Source organism: Alishewanella longhuensis (assembly GCF_014653435.1).
In the GTDB taxonomy this organism is placed as follows: domain Bacteria; phylum Pseudomonadota; class Gammaproteobacteria; order Enterobacterales; family Alteromonadaceae; genus Alishewanella; species Alishewanella longhuensis.
On record NZ_BNAO01000001.1, the window covers coordinates 38,894 to 57,551 of the forward strand.

Sequence of the window (18,658 nt, forward strand, 5' to 3'; positions counted from 1 at the left end):
AAAGCCGGTAAATACATTGGTTACCGGCTGCTTCACCCCTTTACTGCAATCTAAATTCCCCCACTAAGCGCTGCTGATCATCCGCCAGCGTTACCAGCTCATGGGTAACTTCTGTTACCCGTTTAGCATCCTCGGCGGTGGTATCGGCAATAGCCGTCACGCTATTGACCTGCTGCTGCACCCGGCGGGTTAATTGTTGCTGAGTTAACGCTGTGGCTTCCATGGCAGTAGTAAGCTGATTAATACGGCTAATGGCAGAGGCAATAGTGTGTAACGACTGCCCCACCTGGTCTACAGCACTAACACAATCGGCTGAACCCGTTTGTGCTTGTTGCATCATAGTCACTGCGCCTTTAGCTTCTTGCTGTAACTGCGCAATGGTTTGCTGTACTTCTGCCGTCGCCTGATGTGTCCTATTTGCCAAGGCCCGTACTTCGTCTGCTACCACAGCAAAACCTCTGCCGCTTTCTCCCGCCCTGGCAGCCTCAATAGCGGCATTAAGAGCCAGTAAATTAGTCTGCCCGGCAATACCGGAAATAAGCTCTAAAACCTTCCCAACATCATTGCTATAATTATCCAGGCTAGTGATAACGGCGGTAGCCTGTTGTAACTGCGCAGCTAACTGGCGAATTAAGCTGATGCTGCTTTCGGTCAGGTTACGACTGGTATAGGCTTCTGTCTCAGCTTCTGCCGCTGCTGCAGCACTATCAACCACGCCTTGCTCACTGAGCTTAACACTGTGCTCCAATTCCGTAATAGCCGCAATCATCGCCGCCGTTTGCTGATTTTGCTGCACTACCGCTTGCTGTGTAGTATCCGCAACCGCAGCAATCACCTCAGCCGATTGCTGTAAAGTAGCGGAATTTTTCGCCACACGCCCTAAACTGGCAGCAAACTGCTGAAGCATACTATTAAAGGCCTTGGCTAACTGACCCGTTTCATCGTCACTGGTTACCTGAGCCGTAACAGTAAGATCAGCATTACGTTCGGCTTGCAACATGGAAGAACGTAATTGGCGCAGTGGCGCCAATACTAATTTAAAAATAACCCATGAAATAAGGGCAATACCCACTACAAAGCAAAGTAACTGTATAGCGCCCAATTGTAGTAAATTACTACGAATTTGCTGATCTTGTGCGGCCAGAGAATAACTTAAGCGAATAGCGCCGAGCACTTCATCTTCTTTGCCTTGATGACACATAATACAATTCGTCCCACGATAGTTGGCGTGGTTAAGCACCGGCCGGATCACCGTCAGTACCCGTCCTTGTTCAGTTTGTTGGATCAATTGGATCTGCTCCCCCTGCAAGGCCCGCTGATCCAGATCATCCTGCGGTTGATCCAACTCTGCACCGGCGCCAAAAAACTTCCGCACCTGTTCGCCGCGCAACACTCTGGCTTCCAGCATATTAGGCTGCTCCAGCACCTTTTGCCGGTGCACCTCGCGGTACTGTGCCAGAGTGCCGGTTAACATCATAATGTTAAGCGTATCCAGGTAGGAGTCTGCTGAATCCAATACATGCTGTTCTACCGTTTGCTCCACTAATTGTCGCTCACTTTGGGCGGTAAAGAGCATAGATAACACCATCACCGTCAACAACACCAGTAACAACACTACGTTAACTTTAAATCTGAGCGATAACCCGGACCACCACATTTTCATCCCCTGCTCCACCTGCTGTTATTTCCACTATGCTGGCAAATTACCAAGTTTTAGGTATTGTCCAATTTGGCAGCAGCATGCCATAACAGCCGGCAGCACTTTATGATCGACATTAAGAAAACAGCGAAATTTTGAAAAAGGATAAATAAGCAGCAGAGAGCCTGGATTAGGCCACAGCTAAGGCAGTTAAAAGAATTGTTTTGCGCTTTGATCAGAACGACTAAGCCAGTAAAGCAGTAGTACCGCCAAACCAAGTAAGGCTGCAGCTAAATAAAGTCCTGGTGCAAAAGATCCGGTTTTCTCAGCGATAACTCCCGTGATAGCAGGGGCTATAACTTGTGCAAAGCCATAAGCTAACGTCATTTTTCCCATCAGCTTTGCTGGTTTACTCGGATATAAGCGTCCAGCCATGGTCAGCACTAAACTGACGACACCAATAAAGGTCGCACCAAAAAGCGCCGCGCTTATCAGCACCACTGACAGTGACGCAAACGAAAGTGGCACTATAATCGCCACTAATTGCAGTAACAGGGCTAACATTATTGCGTATAGATAGCCGGTTTTACGGGCAATCAAGTCCCACAACAGCACCGCAGGTACTGCCGCCAAACCGAGCACCACAAAACTCAAATTGCCACTACCACCTAACCCCGGCATGCGCTCAACGATAGTAACGATAAAGGTCGCACTCAGTACATAGCCATAACCGGCGCAAAAGTAACTTAGTAACATTAAACGAAGAAAATGCTTACTGGGTGGCACGTCGCTAACGCTTTGCTGCGATTGCAGCACAGGTAAGGCAGGTCTTGGTAACCAGCACCAGGCGGGTATCGCCAGTATCCCCCCTATAGCCGCCAAAGATAACCATTGGCTCTGCCAGCTAAATTGCAGTTGCAGCATAACTTCGACCAGAATAGCGGACATCGCGATACCCAGCCCTAAACCAGCAAAATGCACCCCCAGTTCCGCACGTTGCCCATGGCTGATCAGCCAATGCATTATCAGGCCAGAAGCAATAAGCATAGAGCCAGCACTGCTTAACCCGGCCATAAAGCGCCAAAAGGACCATAGATACAGATTTTCTGTTAACGCCATGCCAAGGGTGCTGACTATTGCCACAATCAAACCCAGCCTATATAAGCGATCTTTTAACTGCAAATTACTAAGGCTGGCAGCTAGTAAAGCACCCGCCATATAGCCTAAATAATTTACTGCAGCTAAATAACCACTGCTGGCGTCTGTTAGCAGGTTTTGTTGCTGCATTAAGGGTAATAATGGCGTATAGGCGAAGCGCGCCACGCCTAAACAAAGGAGCTGACTAAAAAAACCGGCAAGTAAAACTTTAAACCTTATTGAAGGCGGCATAAATAAGCTGGGTTATCACTATCAAGAAACCCAGCTTAAAACAGAACAGCGCACTAAGCTATGCGCCTATAGTAGGGTTAAGCTAATTAGCGGGCATAGGTTGCGGTTAGGGTAGCTTTACCCAGTGCCATCGCATTCAACATAAAGCCCACCACCGCCGCGCTGGCGCCATCGGGTGCCGGTAAAGCCTCTTCCGGCAAGGCCCAAACAGTAAATTGATAACGATGCATGCCATGGCCTTCTGGCGGGCAGGCACCACCGAATTCTTTGCTGCCATAATCATTGGTAAAAGTGCGGCTCCCAGGCGGTAAGCTACCCTTACCAGCCCCCTGCGCTAAACCTGTAGCAGCCGCCGGAATGTCGGTCACCAACCAATGCCAAAAACCAGAGCAAGTTGGTGCATCTGGATCAAATACCGTTACTGCGAAACTTTTGGTGCCCGCTGGCGCATTTTGCCAATTTAATTCAGGCGAAATATTCTGGCCGTTGCAGCCAAAACCATCAAACTCCTGTGCTTTGGCCATAAAGTGCCCTTCAGTTAAATCTGGGCTGGTTAAAACGAAATTTGCTTTGCTCATGTTTCACTCCCGGGTAACTAGTATATGTTTACCTTAGGTTGCAGTTAACTGCCGTTCAAGATAATCAGATAAAACGCCTATGCACTAAAGTAAGTAAATACTTACATCAAGCTAGCGTATTCAGCCATTGATAAAATTGCGCCTTGGGTAAAGCACCGGCCTGCTGTGCCAATATGCTACCCTGCTTAATCACCATTAAGGTGGGGATAGAACGTATGGCAAACCGGGCAGCCAGCGCTTGCTGCTGCTCAGTGTCTATTTTACCAAAACGAAACCTGGGCTCTAACTCTGCCGCTGCCTGATTAAATACCGGGGCAAAACTACGACAAGGTCCACACCAGCTAGCCCAAAAATCAATTACCAAGGGTAGCTCAGCTTTCTCGGCGTGAGCCGCAAAATTTGCACTAGTAAGTTCTAGCGGCACGGCCATAAAAAGTGGCTTTTTACATTTACCACAGTTCGCCGCGGTGGCCTCTCGCGCTGCTGGTAACCTATTCAAAGCAGAGCAGTGTGGGCAAGCAACAATCATCAGGCTAATCCTATAGTTTAAGATAACAGTGATCTATGGCATTAGATAACAACTTTAAAGGGGGGACGACCATTTTTGATAAAAGTCGGCGATAACAAAACAACATAAGATATGAAAAGCAGCTTAAACAAAATACCGCCTAAATTTAGCAATGAAAAAGCCCCGGACCCGGGGCTTTTTTATCGATAATACCGTTACAGCAAGTTTATTGCTGATCGGGCAGCATTAATCGCGTGGTTTACGTGGTGCGCGAGGCGCGGCACCCGGCCGTGGACCAGGACCAGAACTCGGCGCGGATGGACGACGCTCGCCCGCTGGCGCAGAGCCAGTATCAACTGTGATATTCAATTTCTGCTTACGCACATAGACTTTTTTCAGGTGCTGAAAAATTTCATTCGGAATAGTTGCTGGCAATTCTACCGTACTGAAATGATCAAACAACTTGATATTACCGATAAACTGGCTGTCGATATTGGCTTCGTTAGCAATAGCACCCACGATATCACCAGCACGCACACCGTGCTCCTTACCGACTTCTATACGGTAAGTATTGTAATCACCTTGCATTTCACGGCGCTGACGCGGGCCACGCTCTGCACGATCTCCGGCAGAACGTTCACCACGCTCAGGACGATCACGGCGTTCACTGCCACGGTCACTACGCTCATTGCGCTCGGCACGTGCATGTGGTTGACGTAATTCAGGGAATTGCTTCGCTACATTCAACGGCTGATCTTTTTGTGCTAAGTACAACAAGGCTGCAGCTAAATCTGCATCCGTCGTTTCCAGTTTCTCGCGCCAATCAGTAATCAGCGTTTCAAAGAAACTTAAATTTTGTGTTTCAATGGTCTGCGCTAACTGCTCACGGAATGATTCAATACGACGCTGTTCAATCACCTGACCTGTTGGCAAACTCATTTGTTCAATGGGTTGCTTAGTCGCATGTTCAATGGTACGCAGTAAACGACGCTCACGAGGTGAAACAAATAATATTGCTTTACCTTCACGACCAGCGCGGCCAGTACGACCGATGCGGTGAACATAGGCTTCACTATCGTAAGGTATATCATAGTTAACGACTAAGCTGATGCGTTCAACATCCAGACCACGGGCGGCAACATCGGTAGCCACGATAATATCGAGTTGGCTAGCCTTCATACGACGAATGGTTTGCTCACGGTGTGCCTGGTTCATATCACCATTTAAACAGGCAACAGCGTAACCACGGGCACCCAATTTCTCAGCAATCTCTTCTGTGGCACTTTTGGTACGCACAAACACGATGCTGGCATCGTATTCTTCGCCTTCTAATAACCGGGTTAAGGCATCCAGCTTTTGGTTACCGTCTAACATTACGTAACGCTGAGTGATTCGCTCAACAGTACTGGTTTTAGAGGCGATTTTAATTTCTTCAGCATTTTTTAAATGCTTCTGCGCAATGGCGCGGATAGGCGCAGGCATGGTAGCGGAGAACATCGCCACCTGACGACCCGGTGGGGTGGCGTCCATAATGGTTTGCACATCATCGATAAAGCCCATCCGCAACATTTCGTCGGCTTCATCCAACACGATAGCGCGCAGTTTATCCAGCTTTAAGGTGCCGCGCTCTAAGTGATCAAGGATACGACCCGGCGTACCTACGATAACCTGTGAACCGCGCTTCAGTGATTTCAACTGATTGGTATAGCTTTGACCACCGTATAAAGGCAGAACATGAAAAGCAGGCATATAACGGGCATACGCTTGAAAGGCTTCTGCTACCTGAATAGCAAGCTCACGCGTTGGCGCTAAAACCAAAATTTGTGGATCGTTTTGGGCAGGGTCAAGCCGCGCTAATAAAGGCAGCGCGAAAGCACCAGTTTTACCAGTACCGGTTTGCGCCTGGCCTAATACATCTTCGCCAGCTAATAGTTTAGGGATAGCAGCAGCCTGGATAGGCGACGGCGTTTCATAGCCAAGTTCAGTAACAGCACGAACAATAGCTTCAGGCAGCATTAGCTGGGAAAATGACACAGTGTCAGACATACGTTGTTTAAACCTCAATAACACGCAGGCGCAGTGGTAGTGCAATTGTCGCTTTTACTTTGCCTGCAAAGCAGTAAAAACGCGAAATCGAGCAAGTATCGATAGCCTTACTCAATTTTATTCCAGTAGTATAGCCAATCATTTAACAAGCGAGAGGCAAAAATGATCGAAATCCTCGTCGGCAGCCAAATGGGCGCAGCGGAATATGTGGCAGAACAAGTTGCTGAAGCACTGGTACAAGCGGGTTATGAAGTTAACATTCATCTGAAACCCAAACTCAATCAGCTAAACCAGCATAATATCTGGTTAGTGATTACATCCACCTATGGCGCAGGAGATCTGCCTGATAATATTCAACCCTTTGCGGATCAATTAGCACAAGATCAAGGCTATCTTACCACACTTTCTTACGCCGTGATCACTTTAGGTGACTCCAGTTACGATACTTTTTGTCTTGCAGGTAAAAAAATAGCCGAGTTACTACAGAAAAAGGGAGCAAAAACCTTACTTCCTGGCTTAGATATTGATGTGCTAGCAGCAGATTTACCTGAAGATCTAGCGTTAGCATGGTTACCGAAACTTATACACAGTTTATCCTGATCCAGATCGGGATAACTTTAAGCCGGATCCTGTTACTGGATCCGGCAAACCCATAATTACAATGACTCGCAGGATCTTATGATCTTGTTATCCTCACCTTACCCACAATATCCCATCTTTACTAAACGATTTGTGTATAACAATAGCTTTTACCGGTGATTAAGCTGTATTTATCCAATTTATAAAAAAATATTCTAAGGAGTCTGTGTATAACTGTGGATCTTACGCACCGCTTTAAAGCGATCAGATCCAAGCTTGATCACAGGATCTGATCTACTCTAATTGCTTGATCCTCTTTTATAAAAACAACTTATCCACGCAAAACAGCCTCAGTAATAGAAGTAATAACAGAAAAGATCTTAAAAAGATCCTATATATATTAAGCAGGATCCTGATCAGACTTAGGCATTTCACTCGTGGTCAGATCAAGCTACAATATGCACCCTGTTTAAACTTGCTAACTGATTCGAGGCAATAATGCTGTTTCAAGAAACTTTTGATGTGATCGTAGTAGGCGGTGGTCATGCTGGAACGGAAGCTGCTCTAGCTGCTGCCCGTGCTGGACAAAATACCCTATTACTAACGCATAACATTGAAACCCTCGGTCAGATGTCGTGTAACCCCGCTATTGGTGGTATTGGCAAAGGCCATTTAGTTAAAGAAATCGATGCTCTTGGTGGCGCTATGGCAATAGCTGCTGATAAAGGCGGTATTCAATTTCGCACGCTAAACAGCTCTAAAGGCCCGGCAGTTAGAGCCACAAGGGCGCAAGCCGATCGGCAACTTTATCGTGCTGCCATTCGACATATTCTAGAAAACCAGCCAAACCTTAAAATTTTTCAACAAGCCTGTGATGATATCATCGTCGAACAGGATCAGGTGAAAGGTGTAGTAACCCAAATGGGCTTAAAATTCCGCAGTAAAAGCGTCGTGCTTACTGTCGGAACCTTTTTGGGTGGTCAAATCCATATTGGTTTAGAACAATTTTCTGGTGGTAGAGCAGGCGACCCGCCATCTATTGCTTTGGCGAAACGTTTACGCGAATTACCATTTAGAGTAGATCGCTTAAAAACAGGTACGCCTCCCCGGATCGACGCCAGAACGGTTGATTTTTCCGTTATGCAAGCACAGCCTGGTGATACACCAACACCAGTATTTTCGTTTTTAGGCAAACAGAGCGATCATCCTACTCAGATCCCCTGTTTTATTACCTATACCAATGAACAAACCCATGATGTGATCCGCAGCAATCTGGATCGCTCACCTATGTACACAGGGGTAATTGAAGGTATTGGCCCACGTTATTGCCCGTCTATTGAAGATAAAGTCATGCGTTTTGCTGATAAAGATAAACACCAGATCTTTATCGAACCCGAAGGCTTAACGACACATGAGCTTTACCCAAATGGCATCTCCACCAGCCTGCCCTTTGACGTACAGTTAAGTATTGTTCGCTCAATAAAAGGAATGGAAAACGCTTACATCACACGACCAGGCTATGCCATAGAATATGATTTCTTCGATCCACGCGATCTAAAAGCAACGCTTGAAACCAAGTTTATTAAAGGCCTATTTTTTGCTGGCCAGATCAACGGCACTACCGGTTACGAAGAAGCCGGTGCTCAAGGCTTATTGGCAGGATTAAATGCCGCATTGTACGCTCAAGATCTAGCAGGCTGGTCACCGAGTCGGGATCAAGCCTACTTAGGTGTATTAGTTGATGATCTCACCACCTTAGGTACCAAAGAGCCTTATCGTATGTTTACCAGCCGTGCTGAATATCGGCTAATGCTGCGTGAAGATAACGCTGATGCCCGCTTAACGGCTAAAGGCCGCGAGTTTGGTTTAGTTGATGATATCCGCTGGGCAGCATTTAATGAAAAAATGGAACAAATTGAACTAGAACGGCAACGCTTAAGGCAAAGTTGGATCCATCCACAGCATAGCGCATTACACGAAGTAAATTTATTACTAAAAACACCGTTAAGCCGTGAAGCCAGCTTGGAAGAACTAATTCGCCGGCCAGAAATGACTTACCAGCAATTATTGCAAATTAGCGATTTAGGGCCTGGTTTAACCGATCCTATAGCTGCTGAACAAGTTGAGATCCAAATTAAGTACGAAGGCTACATTAACCGACAACAAGATGAAATTGCTAAACAACAACGCAATGAAGCCAGCAAATTACCTGCCAGCTTCGATTACAGCCAAGTGAAAGGTTTATCCAATGAAGTTGTGTTGAAATTAAATCAAACCCAGCCGGAAACTGTTGGTCAAGCATCCAGGATCTCCGGTATTACGCCGGCTGCGATATCCTTATTGCTGGTTTATCTGAAAAAACAAGGTTTGCTGCGAAAAAGCGCTTAAAGGACCCTTATGCTTGATTTGTTATCCCGTTTGCGCGATCTTGTCGCGCAAACGTCTTTAGAACTATCTGAAACCCAGCTAAAACAATGCATAGCCTATGTCTCATTATTAGACAAATGGAATAGCGCTTATAACCTAACTTCAGTGCGCGATCCAAAGGAAATGCTAATGAAGCATGTACTGGATAGCTTGGTGGTAGCACCACATCTCACGGGTAACAATTTTATCGATGTCGGTACCGGGCCAGGTTTGCCTGGCATATTGTTGGCGATCTATTACCCAGACAAACACTTTACCTTACTCGATAGCCTGGGTAAGAGGATCCGCTTTTTAAATCAGGTTAAATTACAATTAAACCTGCAAAATGTGACTCCACTGCAAAGCCGGGTTGAAGATCACCAACCTGAACAAGGCTATGATGGTGTAATAAGTCGGGCTTTTGCGTCTCTTAATGATATGCTTGCATGGTGTAAGCATTTACCAGCGGTAAATGGCCAGTTTTTCGCCATGAAAGGGGCTGCAGTGCAAGAAGAAATTGCAGCTTTGCCGGATTTTGTTAAAGTAATGGCTATTAAAAACTTACAGGTACCAGAGCTGGATGCCCAGCGACATCTGGTTATACTGGCAAAAGTTTAATCATCAAGAGGGATCACGTGGGTAAAATCATCGCAATAGCTAACCAAAAAGGCGGCGTGGGTAAAACAACCACAGCGGTGAATTTAGCAGCCTCTATGGCGGCAACCAAACGCAAAGTGTTGCTTATTGATCTGGATCCACAAGGCAATGCTACTATGGGCAGTGGCGTAGATAAATACGAGTTAGCTGCTAGCGCTTATGAGTTATTAATTGATGAAAAGCCGCTATCTGAAGTAGTGGTTAAAGAAACCACCGGTGGCTACCATTTAATTGGGGCAAACTCTGACGTTACTGCCGCCGAAGTGCGTTTAATGGATGTATTTGCCCGGGAACTCCGTCTGCGTAATGCCCTGAAAGCTTACAAAAGTAGCTACGATTTTATTTTTATTGACTGCCCTCCTTCACTCAATATGCTAACAGTAAATGCTATGGCTGCTGCAGACAGTGTATTAGTGCCGATGCAGTGTGAATATTTTGCTTTAGAAGGCTTAACTGCACTGGTTGATACTATTAATAAATTAGCAGCAGTGGTAAACGCGGATCTTAAGATCGAAGGGGTGCTACGTACTATGTACGATCCACGCAATCGATTGGCTAATGACGTATCTGATCAATTAAAACAGCATTTTGGCGATAAAGTCTACCGTGCCGTAATCCCTCGCAATGTTCGCTTAGCTGAAGCTCCAAGTTTTGGAACACCTGTGATGTATTATGATAAGAGCTCAAGCGGAGCCAAAGCTTATTTAGCTTTAGCTGGTGAAATGTTGCGACGCTCAGAAAAAAAAGCGAGTAACAGTAGTACCTTAGCCCAATAATACAAATTAAGGAATTCGATCGAGCATGTCTTTAAAAAAACGTGGCTTAGGTAGAGGGCTTGATGCTCTGCTTACCGCCAGCAAACCCGCTAACTCAGCTTCTGCTTTACCATTGTCAGAGTTACAGACGATCCCTGTAGAATTTTTAAGACCTGGTAAGTATCAGCCACGCAAAGATATGTCGCAAGATGCGCTGGAAGATTTGGCGAGTTCTATTAAAGCACAAGGTGTTATTCAACCAATAGTCGTTCGTTCACTGGCTGAAGATAGCTATGAGATTATTGCCGGCGAACGTCGTTGGCGCGCTGCACAAATAGCGCAGCTGGCAGAAGTGCCGTGTTTAATCAAAAATGTACCAGACGAAGCCGCTGTTGCTATCGCCTTAATTGAAAATATTCAGCGCGAAGATTTAAACGCCATGGAAGAAGCCGTTGCTTTGCAGCGCTTATTATCAGAATTTGAGTTAACACATCAGCAAGTGGCTGATGCGGTGGGTAAATCGCGGGCTAGTGTCAGCAATTTACTGCGCCTTAATCAATTAAATGATGATGTAAAACTGTTGTTGGAACATGGCGATATTGAAATGGGCCATGCCCGCGCCTTGTTAGCACTCGAGGGTAATAGCCAATCGGACGCCGCCAGGTTAGTAGCAGCAAAACAATTAACCGTGCGTGATACCGAAAATCTGGTAAGAAAAATTCTTGAGCCAGCACCGCAAAAATCAGAAAAACAAAAAGACCCAGATGTTGCTGCGTTAGAACAACGCTTAGCTGAGCATTTTGCTGCTCAAGTACATATTGATTACAACAAAAAAGGTAAAGGCAGTTTAGTCATAAACTACAGCAGCCTAAGCGAACTGGATGGTATTTTAGACAAATTGCAGCTAGGTGAAAACTAAGCGGAGATTTCTGTTTTCAAATCAGCTACAAGACTATAGTTGCAACCGCTTTTTGTTGCAAAAGAAGGCAGGTTAAGTATACTTGCGGCTGTTTTTTTGCCTAAGTTTGTAGGCATTGACTGAAAGTGGAGATGTAATGCAACCGAATCCGCGACAGGTTCGAATTTCAGCCTACAAATTGGTCGCTTTTCAGGTTGTCGTTGCTGCTTTAACCGCATTATATTTTGCCGTTACCAGTGATGAATTAGCGGCAAAATCTGCCTTTAAAGGCGGGCTTATTGCAGCAGTACCAAATTTTGTGTTTGCGCTGATCGCTTTTTGGACCTTAGGTCGTGGCAGCGTAGAACAAGCGAAGACGGCGATGATGCGCGGTCATTCGTTGAAAATAATTTTGACCATAGTGTTGTTCGCAGTAGTTATGCAACAGGAAATCGCGGCAGGTCCTCTGATGCTCGGTTTTATCCTGACATTACTGGCACAATGGTCAACAGCAATTTTCTTTAAACATTGATTATTGGGATGAAACATGGCTGCAGGTGAACTTACCGTTTCAAGTCATATTCAGCACCACCTTACTAATGCAAAAATGTGTACTGTCGATGGCAGTGTCGCATTTAATAAAGCATGTAGCGAGGCTGGTTTCTGGGTATTACATATCGACTCCTTAGCTTGGTCTATCGGCTTAGGTATTCTTTTCTTATGGTTATTCCGCAAAGCTGCGGTAAAAGCCAGCTCTGATCAACTTGCTGTTCCAGGCAAATTTCAGTGTTTCGTGGAAATACTGATTGAATTTGTTGAAAGCAACGTGAAAAGTACCTTCCATGGGAAAAGCAAACTAATTGCGCCACTGGCACTGACCATCTTTGTCTGGGTTTTCTTAATGAACCTGATGGATTTGGTACCGGTTGACGTGCTACCTGCATTTGCTGGCTGGGTTGGCGCCACCTTCTTTGGTATGGACTCACATGATGTTTATATGAAGATCGTACCTACCACCGATATCAATACCACTGTGGCGCTAGCCTTAGGCGTCTTTGTATTGATGATCGGGTACTCAATTAAAATTAAAGGCGTAGTAGGTTTTATCAAAGAACTGACCCTGCACCCTTTCCACACCAAAAATGTCTTTGTGCAGGCGCTGTTAGTGCCGTTCAACTTGTTACTTGAAGTGTTAGCATTGATCACTAAACCGTTCTCGCTGGCACTACGATTGTACGGAAACCTGTATGCTGGTGAGATGATCTTTATCCTGATCGGTATTATTGGCTTGTTACAATTGCCTTTACACTTTATCTGGGCAGTATTCCATATCCTGGTTATCGTGTTACAGGCGTTCGTGTTTATGATGTTGACCATTGTTTACCTGAGCATGGCCAGCGCAGATAACCATTAATTTTTAGCTTTATTTTTAACTTAACTTTAACTTTAAACTATCGGAGTAAAACATGGAAAATATCTTAACTATGCCAGAAGCAGTTGTAGAAGCGGTAAAACTGATCGCTGTTGCCCTGTTGATTGGTTTCGGTGCTATCGGTACTGCACTGGGTTTCGCTAACATGGGTGGTAAGTTCTTAGAATCTTGTGCTCGTCAGCCAGAATTAGCCCCATCTTTACAAGTTAAAATGTTCATCCTTGCAGGTCTGATCGATGCGATCTCTATGATCGCGGTTGGTATTGCAATGTACATCCTGTTCGTTAGTTAATTCTCTGACGTTTAGCTAAACCAAGAACTAACTTAACTAAGGAGGAGCGGACGTGAATCTGACTCTGACTATAATTGGACAGATGATTGCATTTGCAGTCTTCGTGCTGTTCTGTATGAAGTACATTTGGCCACCGCTGATGAACGCGATTGAAGCGCGTCAAAAGAAAATCGCGGATGGTTTATCGGCTTCAGACAGAGCTGAAAAAGACCTGATGTTAGCGCAGGACAAAGCTAAAGATCAGCTAAAAGATGCCAAAGCGAAAGCCGCAGAAATCATTGACCAAGCGCGTAAGCGCGAAGCTAAGTTGATTGACGAAGCCGTTGCGAAAGCGAATGCCGAACGTGATGTTATTTTGGCACAAGCAAAAGCCGAGGTTGAAGCTGAGCGTAACCGTTTACGTGAAGATTTACGCAAACAGGTTGCTGCTCTGGCGATTGCCGGTGCAGAGAAGATCCTGCAACGTTCAATTGATGAAGCTGCGCATGCAGACATTCTGGAAAAACTGGTACAAGAACTGTAAAGAGGATGAGCTATGTCTGATTTGACGAATATTGCTCGTCCATATGCCAAAGCCGCCTTTGATTTTGCTGTTGAGCAAAATGCCTTGGCAACTTGGCTAGAGATGTTAGTGTTTGCTGCCGAGGTTGCGAAAAACGACCAGGTAGCAGCGCTACTTCGAACTACAGGTATTGCTGAAGAGCAAGCCAACCTTTTTATCCAGGTATGTGGTGAGCAACTTAATGCACATGGCCAAAACTTTATTAAAGTAATGGCAGAAAATCACCGCTTGTTGGCGTTGCCAGAAGTGTTAGCGACCTTTGTTGAGCATAAAGCCGAGTATGAAAAAGAAGTTACCGTTGATGTGACTTCTGCTTCAGTACTGAATGCTGCACAACAAGATAAGTTGATCGCTGCACTTTCGAAACGTTTACAACGCAAGGTTAAATTGAACTGTAGCGTTAATCCTGACGTGGTAGGCGGTATGCTGATCCGTGCAGGTGACATGGTAATTGATGGCTCGGTCCGCGGTAAGCTGGATCGTTTAGCAACTGCGCTGCAGTCGTAATGGGGAACAGAGAATGCAACTGAATTCCACAGAAATATCTGAACTGATCAAAAGTCGTATTGCTCAGTTTGACGTGGTCAGTGAAGCTCGTAACGAAGGAACTATCGTTCAGGTAACTGACGGTATCATTCGTATCAATGGCCTGGCAGACTGTATGCAAGGCGAAATGATTGAGCTTCCTGGCAGCCGTTATGCAATCGCACTGAACTTAGAGCGTAACTCAGTGGGTGCGGTAGTAATGGGTCCATATGCCGACTTAACAGAAGGCACCAAAGTTAAAAGTACTGGCCGTATCCTTGAAGTACCAGTAGGCCCAGGCCTGTTAGGTCGTGTGGTTAACACCTTGGGTGCACCTATTGATGGTAAAGGTCCGGTAGAAGCAGCAGGTTATGAACCTGTTGAAAAAATTGCACCAGGTGTAATCGACCGTCAATCGGTAGATCAGCCAATGCAAACCGGTTACAAATCTGTTGATGCAATGATTCCAATCGGCCGTGGCCAGCGGGAATTATTAATCGGTGACCGTCAGACTGGTAAAACAGCACTGGCTATCGATGCCATCATCAATCAGAAAGGTACTGGTGTTAAGTGCGTATACGTAGCGATTGGCCAAAAGGCCTCTACTATTGCTAACGTGGTACGTAAACTGGAAGAGCACGGCGCTTTAGCACACACTATTGTGGTTGTCGCCTCTGCTTCTGAAGCGGCTGCTCTGCAGTTCTTAGCACCGTACTCTGGTTGTACTATGGGTGAATACTTCCGTGACAACGGTGAAGATGCGCTGATCGTATACGATGATTTGTCTAAGCAAGCTGTTGCTTACCGTCAAATCTCGTTACTGTTACGTCGTCCACCGGGCCGTGAAGCTTACCCAGGTGACGTATTCTATTTACACTCTCGCTTACTAGAGCGTGCATCTCGTGTTAATGCTGACTATGTAGAGCGTTACACTAAAGGTGCGGTAACAGGTAAAACCGGTTCTTTAACGGCCTTACCAATTATCGAAACGCAAGCGGGTGACGTATCAGCATTCGTACCCACTAACGTAATTTCGATTACCGATGGTCAGATCTTCTTAGAAACTGACTTATTTAACGCCGGTATCCGTCCTGCGGTTAACGCTGGTATTTCGGTATCGCGGGTTGGTGGTGCAGCGCAAACGAAAATCATCAAAAAGCTGGGTGGTGGTATCCGTTTAGCTTTAGCACAGTACTCAGAACTTGCAGCGTTCGCGCAGTTTGCTTCTGACCTGGACGATGCGACCCGCGCTCAGTTAGAGCACGGTCAAAAAGTTACTGAGCTGATGAAGCAGTTACAATATAGCCCAATGTCAGTAGCCGAAATGGGTATCTCTATTTTCGCTATTGAAAAAGGTTTTATGAAAGATGTAGACGTAGCCAAAATCCTGGATTTTGAAGCCGGCTTAATTTCTTACATGAAAGCTGAACACGCTGAGCTGATGGCTGATATCGACAAAACCGGTAACTACAACGATCAAATCGAGTCTACGTTTAAAGCCGCTATTGAGAAATTCAAGGCAACGCAGACCTGGTAAGCAATGCGGGTGGCTTAGCCACCCCATTCGTTGAATAAATCGGAGATACAGTCATGGCCGGTGGTAAAGAGATAAAAAGTAAGATTGGGAGTATTAATAATACTCGCAAGATCACCAGTGCTATGGAAAAAGTTGCGGTCAGTAAAATGCGCAAAGCGCAAGACCGCGTGGCTGCAACTCGCCCATACGCTGAAGGTATGCGCAAAGTGATCGGTAACGTTGCCAATGGTAACCTGGAATACCGCCATCCGTATTTAGCGGATCGTGAGGTAAAGCGGGTTGGCTATATCGTCATCTCTACCGACCGTGGTCTTTGTGGTGGCCTGAATACCAACGAATTTAAAAAAATTGCCGTTGATCTAAAACGTTGGAAAGACCAAGGCGTTACTGCTGAGTTTGCCGTTATCGGTAACAAAGCAACTGCCTTCTTTAAGCGTTTCGGTGGTAAAGTTGTTGCTGCCCAGGCAGGTTCAGGTGATGTACCAAGGTTGGCCAACGTGATTGGTTCGGTGCAAGTCATGCTTAAAGCATTCGACGAAGGCCGGATTGACCGCTTATTCCTGGTGTATAACAAATTTGTTAACACTATGAAGCAAGAGCCAGTGATCGATCAATTGCTACCTTTGCCTAAAACAGACCTCGCGAAGCGTGAGCACAGCTGGGACTATATTTACGAGCCAGATCCACAACCTATTTTGGATATGTTACTGACTCGTTATATGGAATCACAGGTTTATCAAGGTGTTGTTGAGAATTTAGCCAGCGAACAAGCCGCCCGTATGGTGGCGATGAAAGCAGCTACCGACAACGCAGGTAACCTGATGGATGACCTGAAGCTGGTTTACAACAAAGCACGTCAGGCTGCTATTACCCAAGAATTAAGCGAAATTGTCGCGGGTGCAGCAGCGGTAGGCTAAGGTTTTAAGTTTTGCAAAATTGAGGAAACATCATGAGTCAAGGTAAGGTCGTCCAAATCATTGGCGCCGTTGTGGATATCGATTTTCCACAAGATGCGGTACCTGGTATCTATGACGCGTTAAACGTTACCGACGGCGATCTGGCTGGTTTGGTGCTGGAAGTACAGCAGCAGCTGGGTGGCGGTACAGTACGTGCTATCGCAATGGGCACTACAGACGGTTTACGTCGTGGTACCTTAGTTGGAAATTCTGGTAAAGCCATTCAGGTACCTGTTGGTAAAGCGACTTTAGGTCGTATTATGGACGTATTAGGTAACCCGATTGATGAAGCTGGTCCTATAGGTGAAGAAGAGCGCTGGTCAATCCATCGCGCCGCCCCTTCATACGAAGATCAAGCCGCATCAAACGCCCTGTTGGAAACCGGTATTAAAGTTATCGACTTAGTTTGCCCCTTCGCTAAAGGTGGTAAAGTAGGTCTGTTCGGTGGTGCCGGTGTAGGTAAAACCGTAAACATGATGGAGCTGATCCGGAACATCGCGATCGAGCACAGCGGTTACTCTGTATTCGCCGGTGTCGGTGAGCGTACCCGTGAAGGTAACGACTTCTATCACGAAATGAAAGACTCTAACGTACTGGATAAAGTATCGTTAGTATACGGTCAGATGAACGAGCCACCAGGCAACCGTTTACGCGTTGCGTTAACCGGCTTAACCATGGCGGAAAAATTCCGTGATGAAGGCCGTGACGTACTGTTCTTCGTAGATAACATCTACCGTTACACCCTAGCCGGTACTGAAGTATCAGCACTTCTGGGCCGTATGCCATCAGCAGTAGGTTACCAGCCAACGCTGGCCGAAGAGATGGGTGTGCTGCAAGAGCGTATTACTTCAACAAAGACAGGCTCAATCACGTCAATCCAGGCCGTTTACGTTCCTGCGGATGACTTAACTGACCCGTCACCAGCCACTACCTTCTCGCACTTAGATGCAACGGTAGTACTGAGCCGTAATATCGCGTCTTTAGGTATCTACCCGGCAATCGATCCACTGGATTCTACCTCTCGTCAGTTAGATCCACAGGTTATCGGTAAAGAGCACTACGAAGTAGCACGTGGCGTACAAACTGTACTGCAGCGTTACAAAGAGCTGAAAGATATTATCGCCATTCTGGGTATGGACGAACTGTCTGATGAAGACCGTACTACCGTATACCGGGCGCGTAAAATTCAGCGCTTCTTGTCGCAGCCGTTCTTCGTTGCTGAAGTATTTACTGGTTCACCAGGCAAATACGTACCGCTGAAAGAAACGATCCGTGGCTTTAAAGGCATTTTGGCCGGTGAATACGACCATATGCCAGAACAAGCGTTTTACATGGTTGGTTCTATCGACGAAGCGATCGAAAAAGCGAAGAAACTATAAGTTCAGGCTTTAGGAGAGCGACATGGCGATGACAGTGCAACTGGATGTAGTAAGTGCCGAAGAAAAAATCTTCTCCGGCCTTGTCGAATCCGTGCAGGTCACAGGCAGTGAGGGCGAGTTGGGTATTTTACCTTTTCACGCCCCGTTACTGACCACCCTGAAACCTGGCATGGTCCGTATCGTTAAACAGTTTGGCGAAGAACATTTGGTATATGTAGCTGGTGGTGTAATTGAAGTACAACCAGATGCGATTACCGTGCTAGCCGACGTTGCGGTACGTGGCGAAGACTTAGATGAGCAAGCTGCTTTAGACGCCCAAAAACAGGCAGAAGAAGCCATGCAGCATGCCAGCGCTGACTTTAATTACGCCGAAGCTGCAGCACAATTGGCCGAGGCCATTGCCCAGCTGCGTATTATTCAGAAAATGCGCAAAAAGTAAGTTAACGTATCTAAAAAGGCCACCCTAGGGTGGCTTTTTTTTCGCCCAGAATAGCGCGGATAGTCATAATACTAACTTAAC

At 46.1% G+C, this 18,658-nt stretch carries 19 protein-coding genes; 14 read left to right on the forward strand and 5 right to left on the reverse strand.

Features of this window, described 5'->3' with window-relative positions:
* Positions 1-40 precede the first annotated feature (40 nt).
* From IE163_RS00190 to IE163_RS00210, 5 genes are all read right to left on the reverse strand, one after another.
* Entirely contained in the window at positions 41-1,663 is a 1,623-nt protein-coding gene (locus IE163_RS00190; RefSeq protein WP_189429111.1) for a methyl-accepting chemotaxis protein, read from the reverse strand.
* A gap of 186 nt (positions 1,664-1,849) precedes the next feature.
* Positions 1,850-3,028: a YbfB/YjiJ family MFS transporter gene (locus IE163_RS00195; protein WP_189429112.1), complete on the reverse strand. Its 1,179-nt coding sequence runs from the start codon at positions 3,026-3,028 to the stop codon at positions 1,850-1,852.
* A gap of 86 nt (positions 3,029-3,114) precedes the next feature.
* A complete protein-coding gene (locus IE163_RS00200) occupies positions 3,115-3,606 on the reverse strand; it encodes a YbhB/YbcL family Raf kinase inhibitor-like protein (protein WP_189429113.1) in 492 nt (163 codons plus the stop codon).
* A gap of 106 nt (positions 3,607-3,712) precedes the next feature.
* Positions 3,713-4,135, reverse strand: coding sequence for a thioredoxin TrxC (gene trxC / locus IE163_RS00205; RefSeq protein WP_189429114.1), 423 nt, complete (start codon positions 4,133-4,135; stop codon positions 3,713-3,715).
* Positions 4,136-4,360: 225 nt separating this feature from the next.
* A complete protein-coding gene (locus tag IE163_RS00210) occupies positions 4,361-6,160 on the reverse strand; it encodes a DEAD/DEAH box helicase (protein ID WP_189429115.1) in 1,800 nt (599 codons plus the stop codon).
* A 162-nt stretch (positions 6,161-6,322) separates the two neighbouring features.
* Here IE163_RS00210 and mioC point away from each other — a divergent pair, with 162 nt between their 5' ends.
* The 14 genes from mioC to IE163_RS00280 all read left to right on the forward strand — a co-directional run bounded on the left by mioC (position 6,323) and on the right by IE163_RS00280 (position 18,577).
* Positions 6,323-6,760 carry an FMN-binding protein MioC gene (mioC, locus tag IE163_RS00215; protein WP_189429116.1) on the forward strand — a complete coding sequence of 146 codons (438 nt, stop codon included), beginning with the start codon at positions 6,323-6,325 and terminating at the stop codon, positions 6,758-6,760.
* Between the two features lie 477 nt (positions 6,761-7,237).
* Positions 7,238-9,127: a tRNA uridine-5-carboxymethylaminomethyl(34) synthesis enzyme MnmG gene (gene mnmG, locus IE163_RS00220; RefSeq protein WP_189429117.1), complete on the forward strand. Its 1,890-nt coding sequence runs from the start codon at positions 7,238-7,240 to the stop codon at positions 9,125-9,127.
* A 9-nt stretch (positions 9,128-9,136) separates the two neighbouring features.
* Complete coding sequence (gene rsmG / locus IE163_RS00225; protein WP_229833375.1) at positions 9,137-9,763, forward strand: 16S rRNA (guanine(527)-N(7))-methyltransferase RsmG; 627 nt, start codon at positions 9,137-9,139, stop codon at positions 9,761-9,763.
* A 17-nt stretch (positions 9,764-9,780) separates the two neighbouring features.
* Positions 9,781-10,578: a ParA family protein gene (locus tag IE163_RS00230; protein WP_189429118.1), complete on the forward strand. Its 798-nt coding sequence runs from the start codon at positions 9,781-9,783 to the stop codon at positions 10,576-10,578.
* A gap of 25 nt (positions 10,579-10,603) precedes the next feature.
* Positions 10,604-11,476: a ParB/RepB/Spo0J family partition protein gene (locus IE163_RS00235; RefSeq protein ID WP_189429119.1), complete on the forward strand. Its 873-nt coding sequence runs from the start codon at positions 10,604-10,606 to the stop codon at positions 11,474-11,476.
* A gap of 136 nt (positions 11,477-11,612) precedes the next feature.
* Entirely contained in the window at positions 11,613-11,987 is a 375-nt protein-coding gene (locus tag IE163_RS00240) for an ATP synthase subunit I (protein ID WP_189429120.1), read from the forward strand.
* 15 nt (positions 11,988-12,002) lie between these two features.
* Positions 12,003-12,869, forward strand: a complete 867-nt coding sequence (atpB, locus tag IE163_RS00245; protein ID WP_189429121.1) for a F0F1 ATP synthase subunit A — start codon at positions 12,003-12,005, stop codon at positions 12,867-12,869.
* Positions 12,870-12,939: 70 nt separating this feature from the next.
* Positions 12,940-13,179, forward strand: coding sequence for a F0F1 ATP synthase subunit C (gene atpE / locus IE163_RS00250; protein ID WP_189430424.1), 240 nt, complete (start codon positions 12,940-12,942; stop codon positions 13,177-13,179).
* 52 nt (positions 13,180-13,231) lie between these two features.
* On the forward strand, positions 13,232-13,702 hold the full coding sequence (atpF, locus tag IE163_RS00255; RefSeq protein ID WP_189429122.1) for a F0F1 ATP synthase subunit B: 471 nt from the start codon (positions 13,232-13,234) through the stop codon (positions 13,700-13,702).
* A gap of 12 nt (positions 13,703-13,714) precedes the next feature.
* Entirely contained in the window at positions 13,715-14,248 is a 534-nt protein-coding gene (gene atpH, locus IE163_RS00260; RefSeq protein WP_189429123.1) for a F0F1 ATP synthase subunit delta, read from the forward strand.
* A gap of 13 nt (positions 14,249-14,261) precedes the next feature.
* Positions 14,262-15,803 carry a F0F1 ATP synthase subunit alpha gene (atpA, locus tag IE163_RS00265; protein WP_189429124.1) on the forward strand — a complete coding sequence of 514 codons (1,542 nt, stop codon included), beginning with the start codon at positions 14,262-14,264 and terminating at the stop codon, positions 15,801-15,803.
* A gap of 53 nt (positions 15,804-15,856) precedes the next feature.
* Positions 15,857-16,720, forward strand: a complete 864-nt coding sequence (atpG, locus tag IE163_RS00270) for a F0F1 ATP synthase subunit gamma (RefSeq protein WP_189429125.1) — start codon at positions 15,857-15,859, stop codon at positions 16,718-16,720.
* Between the two features lie 32 nt (positions 16,721-16,752).
* Positions 16,753-18,138 carry a F0F1 ATP synthase subunit beta gene (gene atpD / locus IE163_RS00275; RefSeq protein WP_189429126.1) on the forward strand — a complete coding sequence of 462 codons (1,386 nt, stop codon included), beginning with the start codon at positions 16,753-16,755 and terminating at the stop codon, positions 18,136-18,138.
* A gap of 22 nt (positions 18,139-18,160) precedes the next feature.
* Positions 18,161-18,577: a F0F1 ATP synthase subunit epsilon gene (locus IE163_RS00280; RefSeq protein WP_189429127.1), complete on the forward strand. Its 417-nt coding sequence runs from the start codon at positions 18,161-18,163 to the stop codon at positions 18,575-18,577.
* Positions 18,578-18,658 lie beyond the last annotated feature (81 nt).

What these genes read in the sequence shown, in the direction of transcription:
- IE163_RS00190 (WP_189429111.1), bottom strand. Translation starts at nt 1,663, where the DNA reads ATGAAAATGTGGTGGTCCGGGTTATCGCTCAGATTTAAAGTTAACGTA.
- IE163_RS00195 (WP_189429112.1), bottom strand. Translation starts at nt 3,028, where the DNA reads ATGCCGCCTTCAATAAGGTTTAAAGTTTTACTTGCCGGTTTTTTTAGT.
- IE163_RS00200 (WP_189429113.1), bottom strand. Translation starts at nt 3,606, where the DNA reads ATGAGCAAAGCAAATTTCGTTTTAACCAGCCCAGATTTAACTGAAGGG.
- trxC (WP_189429114.1), bottom strand. Translation starts at nt 4,135, where the DNA reads ATGATTGTTGCTTGCCCACACTGCTCTGCTTTGAATAGGTTACCAGCA.
- IE163_RS00210 (WP_189429115.1), bottom strand. Translation starts at nt 6,160, where the DNA reads ATGTCTGACACTGTGTCATTTTCCCAGCTAATGCTGCCTGAAGCTATT.
- mioC (WP_189429116.1), top strand. Translation starts at nt 6,323, where the DNA reads ATGATCGAAATCCTCGTCGGCAGCCAAATGGGCGCAGCGGAATATGTG.
- mnmG (WP_189429117.1), top strand. Translation starts at nt 7,238, where the DNA reads ATGCTGTTTCAAGAAACTTTTGATGTGATCGTAGTAGGCGGTGGTCAT.
- rsmG (WP_229833375.1), top strand. Translation starts at nt 9,137, where the DNA reads ATGCTTGATTTGTTATCCCGTTTGCGCGATCTTGTCGCGCAAACGTCT.
- IE163_RS00235 (WP_189429119.1), top strand. Translation starts at nt 10,604, where the DNA reads ATGTCTTTAAAAAAACGTGGCTTAGGTAGAGGGCTTGATGCTCTGCTT.
- IE163_RS00240 (WP_189429120.1), top strand. Translation starts at nt 11,613, where the DNA reads ATGCAACCGAATCCGCGACAGGTTCGAATTTCAGCCTACAAATTGGTC.
- atpB (WP_189429121.1), top strand. Translation starts at nt 12,003, where the DNA reads ATGGCTGCAGGTGAACTTACCGTTTCAAGTCATATTCAGCACCACCTT.
- atpE (WP_189430424.1), top strand. Translation starts at nt 12,940, where the DNA reads ATGCCAGAAGCAGTTGTAGAAGCGGTAAAACTGATCGCTGTTGCCCTG.
- atpH (WP_189429123.1), top strand. Translation starts at nt 13,715, where the DNA reads ATGTCTGATTTGACGAATATTGCTCGTCCATATGCCAAAGCCGCCTTT.
- atpA (WP_189429124.1), top strand. Translation starts at nt 14,262, where the DNA reads ATGCAACTGAATTCCACAGAAATATCTGAACTGATCAAAAGTCGTATT.
- atpG (WP_189429125.1), top strand. Translation starts at nt 15,857, where the DNA reads ATGGCCGGTGGTAAAGAGATAAAAAGTAAGATTGGGAGTATTAATAAT.
- atpD (WP_189429126.1), top strand. Translation starts at nt 16,753, where the DNA reads ATGAGTCAAGGTAAGGTCGTCCAAATCATTGGCGCCGTTGTGGATATC.
- IE163_RS00280 (WP_189429127.1), top strand. Translation starts at nt 18,161, where the DNA reads ATGGCGATGACAGTGCAACTGGATGTAGTAAGTGCCGAAGAAAAAATC.